The 22,298-nt window shown below is 64.3% G+C and carries 14 protein-coding genes; 9 read left to right on the top strand and 5 right to left on the bottom strand.

The features are described 5' to 3' along the window. The first annotated feature begins 34 nt into the window (after positions 1-34). From AC13GF_RS08750 to AC13GF_RS08740, 3 genes are all read left to right on the top strand, one after another. Entirely contained in the window at positions 35-538 is a 504-nt protein-coding gene (locus AC13GF_RS08750) for a DUF4952 domain-containing protein (protein WP_483004370.1), read from the top strand. Positions 539-602: 64 nt separating this feature from the next. Continuing rightward, positions 603-2,033, top strand: a complete 1,431-nt coding sequence (locus AC13GF_RS08745) for a serine hydrolase domain-containing protein (RefSeq protein ID WP_483004369.1) — start codon at positions 603-605, stop codon at positions 2,031-2,033. 62 nt (positions 2,034-2,095) lie between these two features. Next, complete coding sequence (locus AC13GF_RS08740) at positions 2,096-2,320, top strand: hypothetical protein (RefSeq protein ID WP_483004368.1); 225 nt, start codon at positions 2,096-2,098, stop codon at positions 2,318-2,320. A 12-nt stretch (positions 2,321-2,332) separates the two neighbouring features. Here the strand turns inward: AC13GF_RS08740 and AC13GF_RS08735 are convergent, their stop codons facing one another. From AC13GF_RS08735 to AC13GF_RS08715, 5 genes are all read right to left on the bottom strand, one after another. Continuing rightward, the gene (locus AC13GF_RS08735; RefSeq protein WP_443028274.1) at positions 2,333-2,725 is read right to left on the bottom strand and encodes a DUF3037 domain-containing protein; all 393 of its coding nucleotides are present in this window, start codon (positions 2,723-2,725) and stop codon (positions 2,333-2,335) included. Continuing rightward, on the bottom strand, positions 2,703-3,479 hold the full coding sequence (locus tag AC13GF_RS08730; protein WP_483004367.1) for a HipA family kinase: 777 nt from the start codon (positions 3,477-3,479) through the stop codon (positions 2,703-2,705). The genes AC13GF_RS08735 and AC13GF_RS08730 overlap by 23 nt, the downstream gene beginning before the upstream one ends. Positions 3,480-3,549: 70 nt before the next feature. Continuing rightward, positions 3,550-4,977: an XVIPCD domain-containing protein gene (locus AC13GF_RS08725; RefSeq protein WP_483004366.1), complete on the bottom strand. Its 1,428-nt coding sequence runs from the start codon at positions 4,975-4,977 to the stop codon at positions 3,550-3,552. Positions 4,978-4,989: 12 nt separating this feature from the next. After that, positions 4,990-5,496, bottom strand: coding sequence for a hypothetical protein (locus AC13GF_RS08720; protein WP_483004365.1), 507 nt, complete (start codon positions 5,494-5,496; stop codon positions 4,990-4,992). Between the two features lie 293 nt (positions 5,497-5,789). Beyond that, complete coding sequence (locus AC13GF_RS08715; protein ID WP_483004364.1) at positions 5,790-5,942, bottom strand: hypothetical protein; 153 nt, start codon at positions 5,940-5,942, stop codon at positions 5,790-5,792. A gap of 95 nt (positions 5,943-6,037) precedes the next feature. On the opposite strand from AC13GF_RS08715, the gene AC13GF_RS08710 reads away from it, so the two are divergent. The 6 genes from AC13GF_RS08710 to AC13GF_RS08685 all read left to right on the top strand — a co-directional run bounded on the left by AC13GF_RS08710 (position 6,038) and on the right by AC13GF_RS08685 (position 22,200). Continuing rightward, positions 6,038-6,367, top strand: a complete 330-nt coding sequence (locus AC13GF_RS08710) for a hypothetical protein (RefSeq protein WP_088026476.1) — start codon at positions 6,038-6,040, stop codon at positions 6,365-6,367. Positions 6,368-6,534: 167 nt separating this feature from the next. Next, positions 6,535-8,997: a S9 family peptidase gene (locus tag AC13GF_RS08705; protein ID WP_483004363.1), complete on the top strand. Its 2,463-nt coding sequence runs from the start codon at positions 6,535-6,537 to the stop codon at positions 8,995-8,997. 167 nt (positions 8,998-9,164) lie between these two features. Further along, entirely contained in the window at positions 9,165-11,327 is a 2,163-nt protein-coding gene (locus AC13GF_RS08700) for a type I secretion system permease/ATPase (protein ID WP_483004362.1), read from the top strand. Next, positions 11,324-12,745 carry an HlyD family type I secretion periplasmic adaptor subunit gene (locus tag AC13GF_RS08695; RefSeq protein WP_483004361.1) on the top strand — a complete coding sequence of 474 codons (1,422 nt, stop codon included), beginning with the start codon at positions 11,324-11,326 and terminating at the stop codon, positions 12,743-12,745. The genes AC13GF_RS08700 and AC13GF_RS08695 overlap by 4 nt, the downstream gene beginning before the upstream one ends. Then, positions 12,735-13,565, top strand: a complete 831-nt coding sequence (locus AC13GF_RS08690) for a hypothetical protein (protein ID WP_483004360.1) — start codon at positions 12,735-12,737, stop codon at positions 13,563-13,565. The genes AC13GF_RS08695 and AC13GF_RS08690 overlap by 11 nt, the downstream gene beginning before the upstream one ends. A gap of 1 nt (position 13,566) precedes the next feature. After that, a complete protein-coding gene (locus tag AC13GF_RS08685; RefSeq protein ID WP_483004359.1) occupies positions 13,567-22,200 on the top strand; it encodes a putative Ig domain-containing protein in 8,634 nt (2,877 codons plus the stop codon). The last annotated feature ends 98 nt before the right edge of the window (positions 22,201-22,298 follow it).

The raw sequence follows: 22,298 nt of genomic DNA, 5'->3' as shown, positions 1-22,298 counted from the left end.
GCATTCCCGTGTTCCCATGCGAAGGACTCGCCCCGTGATCTCTCTCCCGTGGCCGCAGCATGCCGCCCGCTTCCTGCTGCTGGCGTCCTTTTCCAGCGCCAGCGTGCTTGCGCAACAGGCACCTGCGCAGGCGTTGGCCGAGTGGGAGGTGCAAGGGCGCACGGATGGCCTGGCGCGACCTGATATCGAATGCCAGGATTTCCTGCAGGCGATGGGGCGGAAGCCGGCAGGGCTGGAGTACGTGGGCTGCAGCCAGGACGACGCGTCCTACATCAAACCCATGCAGGCCCACTACCGCGTTGCAGGCGCCCGTGCCGAGCGGGTCGAGGCGTATCTGCATGCGACGTTCGGCATGCCGATGTTGCGCTACACCTGCTGTGGCTGGAGCAATGGTGCGCCGTACAGCTGGCGCGAAGGTGCAGACACGGTGAGGTACCAGATCGGGATGGGTGTGGAATCGCTGCCGCATGAGCGGAGCGAGTGGGAACGCATCGAAGCATTCGACGTGACGGTTGAGGTATTGCGGCAGCGTCCCTAGCGTGGGTGCGGCGGGCGGACCCATCGTCTAGGATGCGCCCAGGGATACCCGCAAAGGAATTGCCATGAAGGCTGTTGGACGCCTGTTTCTCTGCAATGCGCTGGCCTGTTTGGTCCTGGTTGCCACATCGGCGTTTCCGGCAGCTGGCGCAGCATCTTCCGAGCGCGAACATCCACGTGCGCAGGATGCCATCGATGACTGGCTTGCGGCCTTCAATGCAAGCAGCCTCGAGGCGTTGCAGGCATTCGCCGACAGATATGCGAAGCAGGAAGGCAGCACTCCCAAGGACTATCTTGAGTTCCGCGAGAGCACAGGTCCGCTGAGTGTGCTGGAAACACTCGAGAGCGCGCCCAGCCAGGCGAAGCTGCTGGTGAGGGGCCAGCTGAGCGAACGTGCGATGTGGGTGACGGCGGTCATGGACCCGGCCAACCCGTCGCACGTGAAGCAGTTCCAGATCGAGGGCACTGAAACGCCGGACAAGTACAAGCCGGAACGGGTTGCTTTGCCCGCGCTGATGGCCGATGCCACAGCAAAACTGGAGGCGCTGCGGGCGCAGGACGCGTTGTCGGGTGCATTGCAGGTGGCACGGAACGGCAAGGTGCTGCTGGACTGGCGCGGTGGCAATGCCGATCGCACCGCTGGCATTCCAGTGGCCGTGGATACGCAGTTCCGCCTTGCATCCTCCAACAAGATGTTCACCGCGGTGGCCATCCTGCAGCTGGTGCAGGAGGGCAGGCTCAATCTCGATGGCACGATCGGCAAGTACCTGCCGGATTATCCGAACAGGGCGGTCGCCAACAGCGTGACCGTACGCCAGCTGCTGTCACATACCAGTGGCCTGGGCGATTTCTTCGGCGACGATTTCGAGCAGTATTCCGCGTCCTTGAAGACGCTGGATGACTATGTGCAACGCTTTGCCAAGGATGCACCGCAGTTCACGCCGGGCAGCCAGGACAGCTACTCCAACTATGGCTTCATCGTATTGGGGCGCATCATCGAAGCGGTTTCGGGGCAGTCGTACTACGCGTATGTGGAGAAGCACATCCTGCGCCCGGCCGGTATGACCGGCACCGGCTTCGAGCCGGAAACAGTGAACGTCCCGCAGCGTGCCGTCGCCTACACGAAGAAGGATGGGCAATGGGTCCGTGAAACGAAGTCGCTGCCCTGGCGCGGCATGTCAGCCGGCGGTGGCTACAGCACGGTGAGCGACATGGTGACGTTTGCCGAGGCTTTGCGCAGTGGGAAGCTGGTCTCACCTGCGTTGCTGCAGCAGGCCACCACGGCGCAGAACCACAAGGGCTGGTACGGATTCGGCTTCGTGGTGCAGGGCGAGGGCAGGGAGCACCAGTACGGTCACGAAGGCGGTGCGCCTGGATCGAACAGCGCTATCGTGGTGCTGCCCGCGCAGGGCTATGTGATTGTTGGCCTGGCCAATGTCGATCCGGATGCGATCGGCAACGTGGTCAACTACATCGCGCGAAGAGTGCCGCTGTAGGCCCGAGCGACTGTGCTGCAGCGATGTTGACGCTGGGGCAGGTGGCGGACCAGAATCGGGTCATGAACCGATTGATTCCCGTGGTATGTCTGGTCGCCAGCATGGTGCTCCTGCTGCGCGGGGTGCACGTGATACTCAAGGGTGTCCCGGCGATGGCCAGCGAAGGTACCAGTGCGGCGTATGCGCAAGGCTACCTGCATGGACAGGCGGCAGCCGGTTGGGTGTTGATTGCCGCTGCGGTAGCCTGTGCACTCATTGCCTGGCAAAGGGCGCGCGCCAGGAAGTGAGAGGCCGGCGCATCAGCGCGGCACCCGCACCATCTTCGTCATCAAGTGTTCCACAACACCCGCCGGGTCGGCCGTGCGGCCGACATGCGTGCTCGACATCTGCACGACCGAGCTGCGCTTGGCGGTGAGGAAGTGGAAGCGAGCGCGAGCGGGCAATTGCGCGATGGGGCCGGCGCTGGCGTCGCCGCGGCAGATGGCCACGATCGCATCCAACCACGGTTGCAGCGCCTCCTGGTCCAGCGCCGGCGCGAAGGCCTGCAGGCGCGCAGGATCGATCTCGATGGCCGCCTCCAGATGTCGCGCGCCAGGACAGGAGACGATCACCCCGACGTTGATGAACTCCTCGCGTTCCACCCGCGGTACCACGCGGATGACCGCATAGTCATACGTGTGCAGCGTGGGCACGGATGGCCTCCTGCACGAACACCGCACGCACCTTCAGGCGGTGCTTGAGGTAGTTGATATAGCCCTGCCGGTAGGCCTGCGGGCTGTCGAACGCCGGCTCGTCCACCAGCCAGCTGTCCGGCACCAGGCCGACGATGCGCTCGATCTTGGCATCGGTCAGGCGCGCGGCCAGTTCGGCATCCACCTCGGCGATGCGGCTGGCGAATGACAGCAGCACATGGTCGCGGATCAGCACGAACGGCTTTTCGCAGGCATCGCCGGCGTTGGCCCAGTCGTGATGGAAGTACATGGCCGCACCGTGATCGATCAGGTACAGCTTTCGATGCCACACCATCAGGTTCGGGTTGCGCGTGGTGCGATCGACATTGCTGGTGAACGCATCGAACCAGACGATGCGCGAGGCCAGGTCGGCATCCACCGGCATCGCTGCCGGGTCGTAGTTGATCGCGCCGGGCAGGTAGTCCAGACCCAGGTTCAAGCCCTCGCTGGCGCGGATCAGCTCCTGGATTTCCGGGTCCGGTTCGGTGCGGGCGAACTCGCGGTCCAGCTCCACGAACAGGATCTCCGGAATCGGCAGGCCCAGCGTGCGCGCCATCTCGCCGGCGATCAGCTCGGCGATCAGCGCCTTCGGGCCCTGGCCGGCGCCACGGAACTTCAGCACGGCCATGCCGTCGTCGTCGGTCTCGACCACGGCCGGCAGGGAGCCACCTTCCCGCAAGGGGGTGATGTAGCGGAGGGCATGTACGGTGCGCATGGGCGCATTCTAGCGTGCTGCCGGGTCGGGAGCGCCGGGCGATGCCGCGGCGGCTCCCTGCCATCTGCCCTCAGTGTGACAACGCACTACGCTGCTGTTCCTGCACCTGCGTGCGGGTCTGCTCCTGCGAGGCATGCTCGGCCTGTCGCTGGTTGACCACGGCAAGCGTATCCAGGCTGTCCTGCACCGGGCGTTGCGCGGCCTCGGCGGTGGGCGATGACGCGCGCAGCGAGGCCGGATCATCCAGCGGCCCCTTCACCACGAAGATGTTCTGCGCCGCGCCTGCACCGTCGGTCTGGCGACTGAGCACCACATGGTCGACCCGGTCCAGCCCGTTTTCGCGTGCCAGTACCAGCAGGCTGGCGCTCAGTCGCTCGCTGGACGCATCGAAACTGCGTCCGTTGGCAGCATCCAGCTCCGCTACCTTGCCGCGGATCTGCTCGTGCAGGGAACGGTCACGGCCTTCCGCGAGTGGCGACGCCATTGCATCACCGGCAGAGGCCTGCCGGGCGGTGATGGGGACATGTGTATGCGTGCCTTCGGTGTGGTCAAAATAATGGAGCGTCGACGGCGAGGTGCTGGTATCGAAGTAGGGCTGGCGCGGGGGCGAGCCCTCGCCGAGGTTGAGCCCGTTCTGCTCCAGCAGGCGCTCGTCCAGGCCCAGCTTCTTCATGTTCACTTCCATCCGGCTGACGCCGTCCGGCGCTGGATTCGCGGCCTCGTATCCGCTGGCCAGTTCGATCGCCTGGACGCCGTAGAAATTCTGGTAGTCCGAATTCCCATGATGGCCCAGGCCGGTGCTGACGCCCTGATCGTAATAGTGCCTGGCCATTCCCTCGATGTTGGCTGCGGTGGGGGAGATGGTCAGGTCCGCATTGAGGGTCAGCTCCGGGTGCGGTGCATAGGTGATCGGCGGGCCGGGTCGCGACTGGATGACGTCTGTCGAGCGGGTGCTGGCTTCATACAGGTCGCGCAGGGTGGCGTCCGGGTTGCTGGCACGTACCTGGCTGACCAGCGCATTCCAGCCTGCGATGTTCGAAGAGGCCTCATCGCGGCGGTTGGCCGCGAGCAGGGTGCCGATCGCCTCGGTGTAATCATGGCTGGTGGTACGGCCTGCGATCTGCTCCACGTCGGCATCGAACTGCACGTAGGCACGCTCGACATCAGCATCGTTGAAGCCATGCTGGATCTCGTGACCGAGCACAAAGGTGACCTCGGCCGCGTCGAACCTGTCCGGTGCCGCCGGGGTCGACAAGCTGCTGGCGGGCAGGTTGATGGATTTCGTGCCGGTCTCGTAGGTGCCACCCGCATTGCTTGTGGCGGGCAACAGTTCGAAGCGTTCCAGATAGCCTGCCGCGATGGCTGCGTCCACCTGCTTTGCCAGTACAGGCGAACCCGCGATGACGCTGCGCAGGTTGTCGACCTGGTCGCTGGTGACGTCGGTCCTGCCGGCGAACTCGCCCAGCAGGCGTTCCGTTTCTGCGGAAAGGGTCGTCATTGATGGCTCCCCTTACTGCACGGTGACAAGACGCACGCAGGCATGCGTGGCGTCGCCGAGGGTCTGGGGGTTCTCAGGCATGGTGTCGACCTTGATGCTCAGCTGCGGTCGATCGAAGCGGTCGTAGATCACCCGTCCGTGTTCGCCGCGCACCGTCTCGCGCTTGAAGCCGGCGGCATCCAATGCCGAGGCGAAGTGGTTGAAGTCGACCTGGCAGATCGCCGCAGCCGAGGCCTTGCGGTCGCTGCTGGTATCGATGAAGTTCAGATCCAATCGCGCACCGGCTGCACCACTCTGCTTCACTTCCAGGCCATAGCCCCATTCCGGCGTCAGTGTGCCGCCATAGCCGAAGTGGCCGGGGCCGAAGGTCTGCGCCGGTGCCTGCATTGCGGCGGACAGGCGTTCGGCGGTCAGCTCGCGCGTGGACGTCGTTGCCTTGATCAGGTCCAGCAGGCGCGACAACAGTTGCTCGGCATTGAGCGGGGAGGGCGAAGTGGTCTCGGATGCGGCGGGGGCCATGGTGTCGGTTCCTTGAGAAGTTGGCGTGCGGTCGGCGGCATGTGCGCTGGTGCAGAGCGTGGCCACAGACAATGCGATGGTCCACGGTCGTATGAATGCGTACCGGGGCATATGCGTTCCTTGCAGATTGAAGGCTGACCCTAGGGCCAGCCGGATGAAGCAGAGGTTAAGCGCACTTGAGGCGTGGTCTTCACTCCGCCCTTCCCGTTGCGGTGGCAGCATCGGTTCCCAAGCAGCATCCACCCCGGGTGTGACCTTCAACAGGAGGCTGTCATGCCGCTACTGCGCAGCTGTCACGTTTCATCCTGCATGCTCTGCACCGCGTGGTGTTGAATCCGGTCTGATACGGCCACCTTGCCGGCACGGATGGCCGCCACCCGCAATACCTGCCACCTTTCACGCATCGCAGATCCGGCGCTGTCCTGCCGGTGCTGCGATCCAGGCATGTGCGCCTCCAGATTCCCCCTGTCTTGCCGCTGGCATTCCAGGTGCGGGAGAGCGCCATCTCCATGATGTTCCTGCAGGCTTTGGAGGTGTACCAATGAGCGACGAATACGATGGAACGCTGCCGCCCCTGGACGATGCCAAGGTTGAGGAAATGATCGGCAAGCTGGTGCTGGTCGGTGTGACCCGCTATGGCGGCGACGGACAGGTAAAGGGGCTGGAGCAGTACGCTGGTACGGTGCTGCGCATCAGTGCCGACGAGGGCGTGGTGCTGGCCGACGAGAATGATGGCCACGAGCGCTATCTGCCGCCGATGCTGGACCAGTACCAACCAGCCGAGCCCGGGGAGTACCGCATGCGCACCAGTGGCATGATCGTGGTCGACCCCGACTATCTGGCCACCTGGGACCTGCACGCGCAGCAGTAGTGCCAGTCCAGGCCTGGCAGGTGCCGGCAGTTCCCCGGCACCTTCCGGGACTGCACTTTGCCCCATCCGGCCACTAGCCCTTCCGGCCCATTCACGACAACCCCTGCGGTGCTAGATTCGGGTCCATGCCCGATTCCGGGCGCCCATTCACACCCCAGGGGATAAGGATGCTGATCCGTCGAACCTCTCTGGCAGCGGCGGTTGCCGTTGCCACCGTCGGCCTGCTGGCCGCTGGCCCGGCGCTTGCCGATTACGCGAAGCCGCCGGAACACCTGCTCAAGGTGCTGAAGGCACCGCCGCCGCCGGCGCCGAACGTGGCCCCGGGCGGCCAGCGCCTGCTGCTGACCACCGCGCAGACCTACCCGTCGATCAGCCGCGTCGCCCAGCCCTACCTGAAGCTGGCCGGCGTGCGCCTGGAGCCGAAGAACCGCAGCCGCCATGACACCCCCGGTGGCTATGGCATTCCGGCCTGCGTGGCCGACTTCACCCTGGTCGACATCGGCAGCGGCAAGGAGACCAAGGTCAACCTGCCGCAGGGCTGCGCCACCGGTGCGCTGTGGTCGGCCGATGGCAGCCACTTCGCCTTCCAGAATGCGGTCGATACCAGCGTGCAGCTGTGGGTGGGCGATGCCGCCACCGGTCAGGTGAAGCAGGTGCCGAACGTGCAGCTGAACCCGATCTTCGGCTACACCGTGCAGTGGCTGGGCGGCAGCCAGAACCTGCTGGTGAAGCTGGTGCCGGCCAACCAGGGCCCGGCGCCTTCCAACGGTGGCGTGCCGACCGGTCCGGATGCGCAGGAATCGCTGGGCAGCAGTGGCGAGAGCAGCACCTACGAAGCCCGCGACACGCTGACCAGCGTGCATGACGAAAAGCTGTTCGCCTACTACGGCGCCTCGCAGCTGGCCGTGGTCGATACCGCCGCCAACAGCGTGCATCCGGTCGGGCAGCCGGCGCTGTTCAATGAAGTCAGCGCCGCGCCCGATGGCGTGCACGTGCTGACCGAATCGATCAAGGCGCCGTACTCGCATGCGGTGACCTACCAGCGCTTCGCCAACGACGTGGCGGTGTTGGACGTGAGCAATGGCCGCAGCACGCCGATCGCCAGCCTGCCGCTGGCCGATCGCGTGCCGGTGCACGGCGTACCGGAAGGCCCGCGCGGTTTCGACTGGCGTGCCACCGATCCGGCCACCCTGGTCTATGCCGAAGCGCTGGACAAGGGCGACTGGAAGGTCAGCGTGCCGCATCGCGACCGCGTGCTGATGCTGAAGGCGCCGTTCAACGGCAAGCCGACCGAAATCACCCGCACCACGCAGCGCTTTGAAGGTTTTGCGTGGTCCGCCGATCCGTCCGTGGCGTTCCAGTACGAGAACGACGAGAACCGCCACTGGATGCAGACCCGCATCGTCGATGTGGACCAGCCGAAGAAGGAAGGCCGCCTGCTGTGGGACATGTCCAGCGATGAGCTGTACGGCAACCCCGGCAACCTGGTCTTCACCCGCCTGCCGAATGGCGCGCAGGTCGTGCGCCGTGAGGGCAACCATGTGTTCCTCAGCGGCCGTGGCGCGTCGCCGCAGGGCGATCGTCCGTTCCTGGACCGCCTGGACCTGGGCACGCTGAAGAGCGAGCGCCTGTTCCGCAGCGGCGCCGACGCCTACGAGCAGTTCCTCGGTTTCAGCAGCACGCCGGGCCGCTACCTGACCTGGCACCAGTCGGTGATCGATCCGCCGAATGCCTTCATCCGCCAGCAGGGTGAGGCAGTGGCCGATGCGAAGGCTGGCGAGGCACAGTTCGCCTCCACCGCGACCGCGCTGACCAAGCTGGTCGACCCGACTCCGGAAGTGCGCCAGATCAAGAAGCAGCTGGTGACCTACAAGCGTGCCGACGGCGTGGACCTGTCGTTCACTCTGTACACGCCGCCGGGCTACAAGGAAGGCCAGCGCGTGCCGGCGATCCTGTACGCGTACCCGGCCGACTTCGCCAATGCCGCGCAGGCGGGCCAGGTGTCCGGTTCGCAGCAGACCTTCACCCGTCTGCAGCCGTACCGCCTGATGCTGCTGGCCGGCTATGCGATCATCGACAACGCCTCGTTCCCGATTGTGGGTGACCCGAAGAACGCCTACGACACCTACCTGGAGCAGCTGGAAGCCGACGCCAAGGCGGCGGTGGACAAGGCCGTGGACATGGGCGTGGTCGACCGCAACCGCATCGGCGTGACCGGTCACAGCCACGGTGGCCTGATGACCGCCAACCTGATCGCGCACACCAACCTGTTCAAGGCCGGCGTGGCGACCAGTGGTTCGTACAACAAGACCTTCACCCCGTTCGGCTTCCAGAACGAACGCCGCTCGGTCTGGCAGGCGCAGGACGTGTACCTGAAGGCCTCGCCGTTCTTCTATGCCGACAAGATCAAGCTGCCGTTGCTGCTGGTCCACGGTGAGGACGACGCCAACCCGGGCACCGAGCCGTTCCAGTCGCGCAAGCTGTACCAGGCGATCCGCGGTAACGGCGGCACCACCCGCCTGGTGATGCTGCCGAACGAACCGCACTGGTATACCGCGCTGGAGTCCAACGAGCAGCTGGTGGCGGAAATGCTGAACTGGTTTGACACCTACGTGAAGAACGCCAAGTGAGATGCAGCAGGGCCGCCCCGGGGCGGCCCTGCTGCTGGCTGCTGCGTGGCAGGGATGGGGAGTAACCGGCGGAGAGGGGGCGTCGATCGGGCGGGTATCACGCGGTATTGACATCCGCGGGAGGCCCATCCGATGATCGGGCCGGGGAAAACGCATTCAGGGATGACATGCACCAGGGGACGGTAGCCAGTCAGGGCGTCGCGCGCGAGCGCGTGGTTCACGCCCAGCCAGATCTGGCATTGCGGGGGCTGGTGCTGCTTGCGCAGTTCCACGGCATCGCTGCGGATGCGGAGCAGCTGGCGCATGCGCATGGACGCAACGGCGAAGCATTTGACGAGACGACCCTGCTGCTGGCCGCCCGCCGCTTGGGCCTCAAAGCCCGGATCTCAGCGACGCCGCAGCGGCGTCTTTCCAGGGTCACACTGCCGGCGCTGGCGTTGGCGGGCCCGCACCCTTTCATCATTGCGCGGATCGACCGCGATCAGGTGCTCATCCACGACCTGGCCGAAAAGCGGCCGAGAACGCTCACGCTGGACGAACTGGGGCAGCGCTATGTAGGACGCCTGCTGCAAGTGACCTCGCGTGCGTCGGTGCTGGGCGAACTGGCAAGATTCGATTTCAGCTGGTTCATCCCGGCGGTCATCAAGTACCGGCGCTTACTGGTCGAAGTACTGATCGTCTCGTTCTTCATCCAGATGTTTGCCCTGGTAACACCGCTGTTCTACCAAGTGGTGATGGACAAGGTGCTGGTGCACCGAGGGCTCACCACGCTGGATGTGATTGCCGTCGGCCTGGTTTCGATGGCGGTGTTCGACGTTGTGCTGTCAGGCCTGCGTACGTACGTCTTCTCACACACCAGCAGCAAAATCGATGTCGAACTCGGCGCGCGCCTGTTTCGGCATGTGCTTGCGCTTCCGTTGGCGTACTTCGAGTCGCGCCGCGTGGGTGACACCATCGCCCGCGTGCGGGAACTGGAGAACATCCGCAGTTTCCTCACTGGGCAGGCGTTGACCTCGGTGCTGGACCTGTTCTTCACGGTTGTCTTTCTTGCCGTGATGTTCCACTACAGCAGATGGCTGACCCTGATCGTGGCGCTTTCGCTTCCGCTGTATGCGCTGATTTCGGCGTTGGTGACGCCTGTACTTCGCAGGCGCCTGAATGACAAGTTCCAGCGTGGCGCCGACAACCAGGCGTTTCTGGTGGAGACCGTCAGCGGCATCGGAACGGTCAAGGCCATGGCGGTGGACCCGAGGGTGACCCGCACGTGGGACAGCCAATTGGCGGGATACGTCAGCGCAGGCTTCAACGTCACCCGCATCGCCACGCTCGGCCAGCAGAGTGTGCAGCTTGTGCAGAAGCTGGTGGCCGTTGCGATCCTGTTCTGGGGGGCGAAGCTGGTCATCGATGGCAAGTTGAGCCTGGGTCAGTTGATTGCCTTCAACATGCTGTCCGGCCAAGTGGCGGCGCCGATCATCCGCCTGGCACAGCTTTGGCAGGACTTCCAGCAGGTCGGAATCTCCGTCGAACGACTGGGCGATATCCTCAATACGCGCACTGAGCTGCCGGGAAGCCGGATGGCATTGCCTCCGATCCAGGGCCGGATCACGTTCGAACGCGTCGGGTTCCGCTATCGTCCAGACGCTGCGGCCGTGCTTACTGATATCGAACTGGATGTCCGGCCTGGCGAAGTGGTTGGCATCGTCGGGCGCTCAGGCTCGGGCAAGAGCACGCTGACCAAGCTGGTGCAGCGCTTGTATTCGCCGGAACAGGGCAGGGTGCTGATCGATGGACATGATCTGGCGCTGGCCGATCCGGCATGGTTGCGTCGACAACTCGGCGTGGTCCTGCAGGAGAATTTCCTGTTCAACCGCTCTGTGCGCGAGAACATTGCATTGGGCGAACCTGGCATGCCGCTGGAACGGGTGATCCAGGCCGCTACGCTGGCCGGCGCGCATGAGTTCATCGTCGAGCTGCCCGAGGGCTACGATACCAAGGTCGGTGAACACGGTGCCGGGCTTTCCGGTGGCCAACGCCAGCGCATCGCCATCGCCCGGGCGCTGATCACCGATCCGCGCATCCTGATCTTCGACGAGGCAACCAGTGCGTTGGATTACGAGTCCGAGCACGCCGTGATGTCCAACATGCGCGCGATATGCAAGGGCCGCACGGTGCTGATCATCGCCCACAGGCTGTCCACGGTGCGCCATGCGAACCGCATCGTGGTGGTGGAGAAGGGGCGGATCGTCGAGGCCGGTGCACATGAGGAACTGATGCGCCTGCCTGATGGCTTCTATGCCCACCTGCAGCGACTGCAGGCGGGGGCCGCATGAAGCATCGAATACAGGCCGCAGGCGATTTTCTGGGTCGATACGTGCGGGTGGCGAGTGCGGCGTGGAAGGCACGTGCGCAGATGGAGTCGCCGCAGCGAACGGCCGATGAGCGCGACTTCCTGCCCGCCCACCTGGAGCTGATCGAGACGCCCGTCTCGCCAACGTCACGCTGGAGCATGCGGATCATCATTGCATTGTTCTGTATTGCACTGCTGTGGGCATGCATCGGCCAGCTGGACATCGTGGCGGTGGCGCCGGGCAAGACCGTCGTCAACTCGCGTACCAAGGTGGTGCAGCCGGCCGAGACTGCTGTGGTCCGTCGCATCTTGGTGCGCGACGGGCAGACGGTGAAAGCAGGTGAGCTGCTGATCGAGCTGGAGGGGGCGGGCGCCGGGGCAGAGCTCGCCCAGGCCGGCGAAGCCTTGACCAACGCCCGGCTGGCGGCGCTGAGACTGGAAGCACTGCTGGGGGCCTTCGACACGGGCAACCTGCCGCAGTTGCCATCGGACAGTGGGCTGCCCGCGCAGCGGCTGGCGGACGAACAGGTGCTCGTGCGTAGTCAGTTCGAGGCTTTCCAGGCCCGGCGCAATGGCCTGCAGGCCGGCATCCAGCAGCGCCAGGCAGAGCTTCACACCACCGAGGGCCTGATCCAGCCGTTGAGCGACTCGGCGCAGATCGCACGCACCCGCGCGGCGGACTATGCACGCCTGGTGGAGGGCAACTACGTCGGGCGCCACGACTATCTGTTGCGCGAGCAGGAACGCATCGCCGCCGAGCGCGACCTGGCCACCCAGCGCAATCGGGTGCAGGAGCTGCGCTCGGCCCTGCTGGCGGCACGGGAGGAACTACGGGTGCTGGTCACCGACACCCGGCAACAGGCCCTTGATGAACTGCGCAAGGCCCAGGAGCAGATCGGGCAGATGGGGCCGGAAGTGGCCAAGACCGGACAGCGCAATCGACAGATGACATTGCGCGCACCGGTGGACGGGACCGTGCAGCAGCTGGCCGTGCACACCGTGGGCGGCGTGGTGACGCCGGCACAACCGCTGCTGGTGGTAGTGCCCAGTGGCGACGGCATGGAAGTGGAAGCAACGCTGCTCAACAAGGACATCGGCTTCGTGCGGCCGGGCCAGGCGGTCACGATCAAGATCGACAGTTTTCCCTATACCCGCTATGGCTACCTCACCGGAACCATCGTGAGCGTGTCCCATGATGCGGCACAGGATGAGCAGCTGGGCCTGGTATTTCCGGCACGGATCCGCCTGGATCGTTCCGAGCTGGACATCGGCGGCGTCAAGGTGAGGATGAGTGCTGGCATGAGCCTGTCCGCAGAGATCAAGACGGGGCGGCGGCGGGTCATCGACTATCTGCTCAGCCCACTGCAGCAGCACGCGCAGGAAGCGCTGCGTGAACGCTGAGGCCGATCCTGTGGTGGCTGGCAGGTGGTTGAACGCGTGCCGGCTGCGGTACGACATGCTGCTGTGGTTGTCATTGTCGGTCGTGCTGGGGGGATGCGGGTCCGACAGGAAAGGACCAGAGGCCACGCGGCTGCAGGGACGCATCGGTGGTGTCGCGCTGGAGGTGCCCAGACAGGATGTATGGATATGGGAGCAGGACCGGGACGCGCGAGCGGACCCCGCGTCACGCTGCGGTGTGCCATTGCGCAGCGTTTCCATCCAGCTGCGTTGGCCGGAGATGGCGCCGCGCAATGCGCAGACCCGACAGGACTACGACCGGCGCGATTCGGCGGGGAACGGCGATTCGAACTGGATCGACATCGGAATGAGCCAGGCCGGCGAGGGTGAGAACATCACGCTGCGGCAGATACGGGACTGGGGCCTGTATCGCCTTCACCATCAACGACTGCCCGCCGAAGTCACCTTCGATTTCGGTCGTGACGCAGCGCTCGGGCTGGAGATGGCCCGACCGGCGCTGCCGGAGCGTCAAAGCTTCAACTGGAACCGTATCACCTATACCGACAGCCTGGACCCGGCACGCGCACCCACTGTTCTGATCCGCTGCATGACCGGGCCGCAGTACTCACCCCCGCAGTGGACGCCCCTGTGCGAGGCCTCGCTTGAGCAGCCTGGGCTGCGGAATGTACGCACCACCGTTGTTTACCGTCAGAACCTGTTGCCGCATTGGCAGGAGATCCAGGCCGATGTCCAGACCTATCTGCAACGCATCAGGTCCCATTGCCCTACACACCGGAACGTGAAGGAGATTGAACGTGGTTGAAATGATGACAGCCGAACAGCGTGCACTGGCGCGGGCGATGCTCGACAGCGGCAAGATCGAGGAGATGTACCAGTTCATCGCTGGTTTCGGGCATCGCTATGCCCGGCTGGCCAGTGGCGTGGCCGTGGGCAACATGTTCTCCGGGTTGACTGCACTGGAGTTTCTTGAGGAAACCGCAAGGGCCCATGGCGTTCCCGTGGACGATGCGAAGATCCAGGCAGTGCGTGCGGGCATGGCCCGAGGCCTCCTGGACATGCTCGACCAGATCGTGGATGCAGCCGGTAACGTTGTTCGTGAGATCACCGCTGGCGAAGCATGGACCTTCCACAACCGTGTGTTCACCGATCTGAATCTACCGGTTGATTCCTGGACGTTGAACACGCCGTTCAAACTTCTGGACGAGCAGGAACGCGATGCCATCTGGGACTCGATGCTCAACAGCAACGGGCGATTGCCATGGGATACCAAGGCCGGCATCGAACTGCTGGTGAAGGTGGTCAAGAACGCAGAGAACGACCCCTTGGGAGCCGGTTCATGGTTCTGGCGTCTGGGTTTGAATCCGGATGTGTACTCGGCATGGATGGCACGGCTGAGCACCGAAACGCTGGAGGATGGTTCCAGCTGGGTCGCCCGGCCGTTGGATCCCTTCCTGTTCTTCACCGGCGCGTTGGCGCTGGATGCCTCGGACCTGGAGTTCAACAAGGACCAGATCCGCGAATTCCTCAACACCCTGCCCGAGGTGCTGAAGCTGTCGGTCAAGCAAGGGAGCGGACTGACCGCCTATGGTTCGCTGCAGGGTGATGCCATCGACGGTACCGATGAGGCCGACGTCATCTTCGGCCAGGATGGCGCAGACGTGCTCTCTGGCCTGGCCGGCAACGATGTGATCGACGGCGGCACCGGCAACGATACCCTGAACGGCGGCGCCGGCAATGACGCACTGTTCGGTGGCGCGGGAAACGATACGCTCGACGGTGGTACCGGCAGCGACCAGTTGCACGGCGGTCTGGGTTTTGACACCTACAGCATTGGTACTGGCCTGGCCGGCGATCTGGATACGATCGTTGATACCGATGGCAACGGTACCGTGATCATCAACGGCAACGGCGCTTGGGCCAACGGACTCATCGCGACGTCAGCCACCACCTGGGAGAGCGCCGATGGCCAGATCAAGGTCAGCCACTCGGTCGCCAACGGTTCGAAGCTGATCATCCGCAGTGGCACCGACACCGGCAGCGTGATGGTCGACGGCTGGAGCCAGGGCCACCTGGGCATCACGCTTCCCGAGTTCAAGCCGGGCCAGGCAGGCACAGGAGGCACCGGGCTGGCCGACTTCCTCAATCCCTTCGTGAACAGCGTGCCCAGCGCAGCGGTCAACCTGTCCGGTGGCAACGGCCGCGACATGATCTGGGGCACCGCCTTCGGCAGTGGTGACACCCTGGACGGCGGTGAAGGTAGTGACATCATCAACGGTCGCGGTGGCGCCGACACCATCACCGGCGGTGTCGGCGACGACTTCATCTCCGGCCTGGGATCGGGGACGATCGCGCATGGCGGAGAGGGCAATGATGTCCTCAACGCTCAGTGGAACTTCGGCTTTGACGTGCGCACGAATTCACGTGTACCGATTACCGAATCCGGTATCTGGCGGGACGTGGAGGCCTTCTTCAGCTGGAGTGCAATGCAGAGGCTGGGACGCCGCGATGATGGCAGCCTGGCCATCGGCTTCGACTATGGCCTGTCGGGCATGTTCGATTTCAGTGGCGCCTCGGTGGCGCCAGGCTGGACGTTCAGATTCCGGCGCCTGGACAATGATACCTACACCCTGGTCTACAGCAGCGCCACCGAGCCGGATGGCATCCCGCTGGGCCAGGGACGGATCACCACGGAGGCCGGCTCCGGCATCACCTACACCAGCGGTGTGAGCCTGTTTGGCGAAGACGGCAACGATCAGCTCGGTGGCAGCAGTGCAGCGGACTACCTCGATGGGGGAGATGGTGACGATGCGATCAGTGGTGAAGGCGGCCACGATGTGATCCTGGCCGGGGCCGGCAACGACCAGGTGGCCGGCGGTGACGGCAACGACAGCATCGACGGCGGCGCCGGCAACGACGAGATGTGGGGAGAAGGTGGAAATGACCTGATCGACGGTGGAGATGGTGATGATCTGATCTGGGGTGACTATTACCCGCAATCCGGAATCGTTGGCGGCGGCAACGACATCCTGCGGGGTGGCGCCGGCAACGACCAGCTGTCAGGCCAGGCCGGCGATGATCTGCTGTCCGGCGGCATTGGCAACGATCTTCTGGTTGGCGGTACCGGCAATGATCGCCTGATGGGCGAAGACGGTGACGATGAGCTGCAGGGCGAAGACGGTGACGACACCCTCGACGGCGGCAATGGCGCCGACCGGCTGTTCGGGCAGGATGGCAATGATGTTCTGCTGGGCGGCGAGGGCGCCGATCATCTGGAAGGTGGCGATGGCAATGATCATCTCGATGGTGGCGCCGGCAAGGATGTGCTCATCGGCGGCGAAGGCGATGACACGCTCATAGGTGGCCAGGGCGACGACGAACTGTGGGGTGGATCTGGCAAGGACACACTGTCCGGTGGCGAGGGCGCCGACACCCTGCGCGGTGAAGCGGGGGACGACGTGCTTGCCGGCGGTGCGGGCAACGACATGTTGATGGGCGGCGATGGGCGCGACACGCTCGACGGCGGCGGTGGCGACGACGAGCTGCAGGGTGGCGCCGGCAATGATTCCCTGAACGGTGGCAACGGCGCTGACCGTCTGTTTGGTGAGGATGGCAACGACAGTCTGTATGGCGGTGACGGTGACGACGTCCTGGCCGGTGATGGCGGCGCCGGCAGTTCCGGAGCGGCTGGCAATGACTATCTCGACGGCGGTGCCGGCAACGACGTGCTGTTCGGGCAGGGCGGGCACGACGAGCTCAATGGCGGCGCCGGCGATGACAGGTTGTACGGTGATGAAGACAATGGCCCGGGTGGCAACGATACGCTACGCGGTGGCACAGGCAATGACCTGCTGTCCGGCGGCGCCGGCGACGACATCCTGGACGGCGGCACCGGCAATGACGTGCTCTACGGTGGTACAGGTAACAACCAGTACCACTTCGAAGCGGGGTTTGGTATCGATCATGTCTACCTGCAGGAGGGCAATCCGGGTTCTGATCGCGTCACCTTCGGTTCAAGCATCAACCAGGCCGATCTGCACTACGAGGCTTACGGGCTAGATCTGATCATTCGCCACATCAACGGCGCTGATATGGTGGTGGTGCACAACTACTTTGCATCCAACGGAGCGGGCGGGATCGCGGTGGGCGGCATCGACGTCACCGATCGCGGACGCCTGGAGGAACAACTGGAGCTGCCGTCGCTTGTCTTCGGTACCGGCGGTGATGACAGCATGTTGGGCACCAGCGGCGATGACAGTCTGTACGGTGCCGACGGCAACGATACACTGATGGGCCTGGAGGGCAACGACCGGCTGTTCGGCGGCGGCGGCGATGACCTACTGATCGGTGGTTTTGGCCATGACGTGCTCGACGGCGGCGCCGGCAACGACATCTATCACTACGACTTCGGTCATGGCTACGACCGCATCATCAATCTGGGCAGCGCCGAGGCGGGCACGGACATCATCCGAATCGGTCCTGGTCTGACTCGGGCGATGATCAATAACATCCAGATATCCGGCGATGACCTGATGCTCGCCTTCTTCACCGGCGCGGGGTTCCAATCGCTGAGCCTGGATGGATTCCTTGCCGGGAGCAATCGCAGTCACATCATCGAGTTCGACGATGGCACGTGGCTGAGCGCCGAGGACTTCGTCGAGACGACGCGCAGCTGGAACGGTACCGACGGTGATGATACGTACACGGCGACCGATGAAGGCAACAACCTGCGTGCGGGTGCCGGCAACGATATCGTCCATGGCCAGGGGGGCAACGATCGAATCTTCGGCGGCGAAGGCGACGATCAGCTGTTCGGTGGCGACGGCAACGATGTGATCTACGGCGATGGCGGAGCGGACCTGCTTGATGGCGGCGCCGGCGACGACATGCTGTATGCGAATGAATTCAGTGATGGCAGCCCGGACATCCTCCGGGGTGGCGCAGGCAATGATCGCTACTACATCAGCACCGGCTACCAGTACGGCTCGTCCCCGGACACGGTCATCGAACTGGAAGGCGAAGGCGTGGACACCGTCTTTGCCGAGTCCTTCTCGTACACCCTGACGGCCAATGTCGAGAACCTGGTGGGCGTGTTCAACAGCAGCACCTGGTATTGGCAGAATCCGTCCTATCCCGGCTGGATCGTGCACATTCCCCGCGCTCTGGTCGGCAATGACCTGGACAACATCATCCAGTTTGGCAAGCCGTCCTACCTGGGCAGCCATAGTGGACGTTACTACCTGCTTGACGGCGGTGCCGGCAATGACACGCTGATCGGAACCCAGGCCAACGAAACCTATGTGGTCGACAGCCTCGGCGATGTGATCATCGAGGGTGACTGGGGCTGGGACAACCGCTTCTCCATTGATACGGTACGTGCCAGCCTGTCCTACTCGATCGCCAACCTGGTCAACATCGAGAACCTGGAGCTGGTCGGAAGCGGCGATTGGTCGGGCTGGGGTAATGCCGGCGACAACACGCTCAACGGCCGCACGTCGACAGGCGCCAACCACCTGTACGGTGGGATGGGAGATGATCGCTACATCATCAGTGCCAACGACACGGTGGTGGAGCTGGCCGGGGAAGGCAACGATACCGTGGTAATCGACGCCCTCGAGGACGGCGCACCGCAGAACCAGTGGTTCGACGTCGCCCACTTCGCAAACGTCGAAAACCTGGAGCTGGGCAACAACCTGGTGCCTGACGGACGCGGCGAGGGCACCATCAACGGTGGCGCATTCCATGCGAATCTGCGCGGCGATGCCGGCGACAATGTCCTGACCGGAAACGGATTCAGCAACGAGATCCGCGGCGGCGGAGGCAACGATACCCTCAAAGGCGGCGATCGCGAGCCGAACACGGTCTACAAGGCCAGCCGGGACTATCTCTACGGTGAAGAAGGCAATGACCAGCTGATCGCAGGCCAGGGTGGAGCGGACCTGCATGGCGGCACCGGCGATGACCTGCTCAGGGGCGGTTATGGCGACGACGATTTCCACTACGGAATCGGCGATGGCCGCGATACGGTGGATTCGCGGCCGGGTGCCGGGCGCGACCGTGTGGTGTTTGGTGCAGGCATCGACCCGGACGACGTCACCTTCAGCCGCAGTGGGCTGGACCTGATCGTGCAGGTTGGCAGCGATCCGAATGACCAGCTCTTGGTCAGCAGCTACTGGTATGAGGAGGGTGGCAGTCTGGTGGTGCGTGGGGTGATCGACCACTTCCTGTTCGCCGATGGCACCGTGCGTCGCGGCGATCTGCACCAGCTGCCCTACACCAACAAGCCTCCGGTCACGCTGATCCCGTTCGTCGAGTTCGAGGCCATCGGTGAGGCGGCCTTCTCGGCGCAGATTCCCTCGGGCATGTTCCAGGATGAGGCGCAGGACACGCTGACCTATTCACTGAGTGCGAACGCGCCGGCCTGGCTGGTCATCGACCCGCTCACCGGCCAGCTGACGGGCACGCCGCCCAATGGCGGTGCGGATCTTTCGCTGCAGATCATCGCCGCCGACAGCTGGGGGCAGCGCACCACGGCCTGGCTGACGCTGAATGTACGCAACGTGCTGCGGGGTACCGACGGCGGGGATGTGCTTACCGGCACCCAGTTCCGTGACGATCTGCATGGCGGAGCGGGCAATGATGTATTGAATGGTGCAGGTGCCGATGATCGCCTGTATGGCGGCGAGGGCGACGACATCTATGTGGTGAGCGACCCGAGCCAGCAGGTAATCGAACTGGCCGGCGGCGGCGACGACACTGTCCGCAGTGGCAGTCATCGCTACGTGCTGGGCGAGAATGTCGAGCGGCTCGAGCTGCTGGACGGTGCGTATGAAGGGACTGGCAACCAGGGCAACAACACGTTGATCGGCAACCAGGGCGACAACCGGCTGGATGGCCAGGCCGGCGAAGATCGCCTTGTCGGTGGTGGCGGCGATGATACCTACGTGGTCGACAGTGCCGGCGACGTTGTCATCGAGGTGGCGGGTGAAGGCATCGATACCGTGGAGTCGGCGCTGGACTGGCAGCTCGGCGACCATCTGGAGAACCTGGTGCTGACCGGCTCCGGCAACCTGAGCGGGGTTGGCAACAGCCTGGACAACGAGCTGTACGGCAATGATGGCAACAATCGGCTCGAGGGTGGCGTCGGTGCTGATCGTCTGTACGGTGGCCTGGGCGATGATCTGTACATCATCGAATCGGCCCAGGATCGCGTGTTCGAGGACGAAGACAGTGGCGTGGATACCATCGAGCGCCGTTTCGAGACCAACCTGATCCTGGCCGACAACGTCGAGAACCTGATCCTGGCCAACGGCATCGTGTCCGGCAACGGCAATGCGCTGGACAATGTCATCACTGGCAACACTGCGGCCAACAAGCTGAGCGGCATGGACGGCAACGACACCCTTGTCGGCGGTGACGGCGATGACCAGCTGTGGGGCGGCAGCGGTGACGATGTCCTGCGCGGTGACAATGGTGCGGACTATCTTGATGGCGGCAGCGGTGCCGATCAGATGAGCGGTGGGGCAGGCAATGACATCTACATCGTGGACAACACGGCGGACACGATCATCGAGCTGGCCGGCGGTGGCACGGACCAGGTGCAGTCTTCGGCTTCCTACACGCTGTCAGCGGATCTGGAAAACCTGTTCCTGACCGGAAGTGCCGACATCAACGGGACCGGCAACGCGCTGGGCAACTACCTGGCGGGCAACAGCGGTAGCAACACGCTCAACGGAGGGGGCGGCAACGACACGCTCAGTGGTGGGGCGGGCAACGATACCCTGCTGGGCGGCGCTGGCAACGACGCCTATCTGGTCGACGCGAACTCGGGCAGCGATGTGGTCGACAACACCGGTGGCGGCAACGATACGGTGTTCTTCCAGAACGGCGTCACCCGGGAGCGGCTGAGCTTCTCCCGCGACGGCGATGACCTGTTGATCCGGATCGATCAGGCGGCCACGCCGGCGGTCCGCGTGCGCAATCACTTCCTCGGCGGGGACTGGGCCATCGATCAGGTCCAGCCTGACGGCGGCAGTTCACTCAGCGCGGCGCAGATCAACCAGCTGGTGAATGGTGGCAGTGGAGGCGGGTTCGACAGCACCGTCACCGGTACGTCAGCGGGAGAACAGCTCGTAGGCACCGCCGGCAAGGACCTGATCGAGGGATTGGGGGGCGATGACACGCTGTTCGGCATGGCAGGCGACGACACGCTGCGCGGAGGCGATGGCAACGATCAGCTTGCAGGCGGCAATGGCAGTGCTGCGGGCTCCGGCAATGACCGGCTTGAGGGAGGGGCAGGCAACGATACCCTGCGCGGCCAGGACGGCAAGAACGTGCTTGTGGGCGGCAGCGGGGATGACCAGTACATCCATGGCGGCGGAAACGATGTGATCGACAACACGGGGGGCGGCGTCGACTGGTTGTTCTTCCAGAACGGCATCACCACCAGCCAGCTTGGTTTCACCCGCGAAGGTGACAATCTGGTGATCGTTGTGAACGGAAATGCCAACCAGCGTGTTACGGTGACCAATCACTTCCTGGGCGGTGACTGGGCGCTCGACTATCTGCAGGCTGCCACCGGCAATGCGCTCAACACAGCGGCCATCAATGCGCTGGTCAGTAACGGCGGCGGTGATGGAGGAGGTACCCCGGGCACCGGAAACGATGCCGACTACCCGTCCAAGATCAACGGTACGGCGAACGCCGAGCAGTTGGTCGGTACCAGCGGGCGTGACCTGATCAAGGGCCTTGCCGGCGACGACAAGTTGTTCGGCATGGGGGGCGATGACAAGCTGGAAGGTGGCGATGGCAATGATTACCTGTCCGGTGGCAACGGCAGCTTCAGCGGATCCGGCAAGGACATCCTGATCGGTGGCGCCGGCGATGACCAGCTGGTAGGCGAGGATGGCGATGACATGCTCATCGGCGGCGTGGGCAACGACACGTATTTCTACCGCGCCGGGTCGGGCGCCGATACGGTGGACAACACCGGTGGCGGTACCGACTGGTTGTACTTCGATGGCATTGATCGCAGCCGCCTGAGTTATCACCGTGACGGCGATGATCTGATCGTCAGGGTGGATGGCAGCGCAGGGCAGCAGATGCGTGTGCTTCGTCATTTCCAGGGTGGACAGTACGCCATCGCTTTCGTGCAGCCTGGCGATGGTGGCTACGCCATCACCGCCGATCAGATTGCCAATCAGTTGACACCGATGACGGCACTGCGCACCAGCATGACGTCTGACGCCGCGTCTGCGCCGGAGGGAATGTCGCTGGAGGCCGAGTTGCAGCATCTGGTAGGGGCTATGGGCGCGTTCCGGGCAGGTGCTGCCACCGGGCTTGTTGGCGATGCACCTGTGCAGCTGGCCGATGTGGACCCATCCCTGTGGGCGGGTGCACTGCACCGTCAGGAGGCGCGCGCCACGCTTGTGCCGGGCTGATCCGGCCTGCGCATGAGGTGGCATGCCCGCAACGGCTTCGGCAACAGGGCCGTTGCGGGCGGGTTGGGTCGATGAGCTTCGCCCGGCGGGGCATTGGC

It is taken from the genome of Stenotrophomonas sp. 22LJNL06-5-1 (genome assembly GCF_056861455.1).
This window is presented reverse-complemented; position numbering and strand designations above follow the sequence as displayed.

Excerpts from the sequence above, each read along its gene's own strand:
- AC13GF_RS08715 (WP_483004364.1), bottom strand. The coding sequence starts at position 5,942 with ATGCCTGGATCGCAGCACCGGCAGGACAGCGCCGGATCTGCGATGCGT.
- AC13GF_RS08720 (WP_483004365.1), bottom strand. The coding sequence starts at position 5,496 with ATGGCCCCCGCCGCATCCGAGACCACTTCGCCCTCCCCGCTCAATGCC.
- AC13GF_RS08745 (WP_483004369.1), top strand. The coding sequence starts at position 603 with ATGAAGGCTGTTGGACGCCTGTTTCTCTGCAATGCGCTGGCCTGTTTG.
- AC13GF_RS08725 (WP_483004366.1), bottom strand. The coding sequence starts at position 4,977 with ATGACGACCCTTTCCGCAGAAACGGAACGCCTGCTGGGCGAGTTCGCC.
- AC13GF_RS08705 (WP_483004363.1), top strand. The coding sequence starts at position 6,535 with ATGCTGATCCGTCGAACCTCTCTGGCAGCGGCGGTTGCCGTTGCCACC.
- AC13GF_RS08730 (WP_483004367.1), bottom strand. The coding sequence starts at position 3,479 with ATGCGCACCGTACATGCCCTCCGCTACATCACCCCCTTGCGGGAAGGT.
- AC13GF_RS08695 (WP_483004361.1), top strand. The coding sequence starts at position 11,324 with ATGAAGCATCGAATACAGGCCGCAGGCGATTTTCTGGGTCGATACGTG.
- AC13GF_RS08685 (WP_483004359.1), top strand. The coding sequence starts at position 13,567 with ATGATGACAGCCGAACAGCGTGCACTGGCGCGGGCGATGCTCGACAGC.
- AC13GF_RS08740 (WP_483004368.1), top strand. The coding sequence starts at position 2,096 with ATGAACCGATTGATTCCCGTGGTATGTCTGGTCGCCAGCATGGTGCTC.
- AC13GF_RS08700 (WP_483004362.1), top strand. The coding sequence starts at position 9,165 with ATGCACCAGGGGACGGTAGCCAGTCAGGGCGTCGCGCGCGAGCGCGTG.
- AC13GF_RS08710 (WP_088026476.1), top strand. The coding sequence starts at position 6,038 with ATGAGCGACGAATACGATGGAACGCTGCCGCCCCTGGACGATGCCAAG.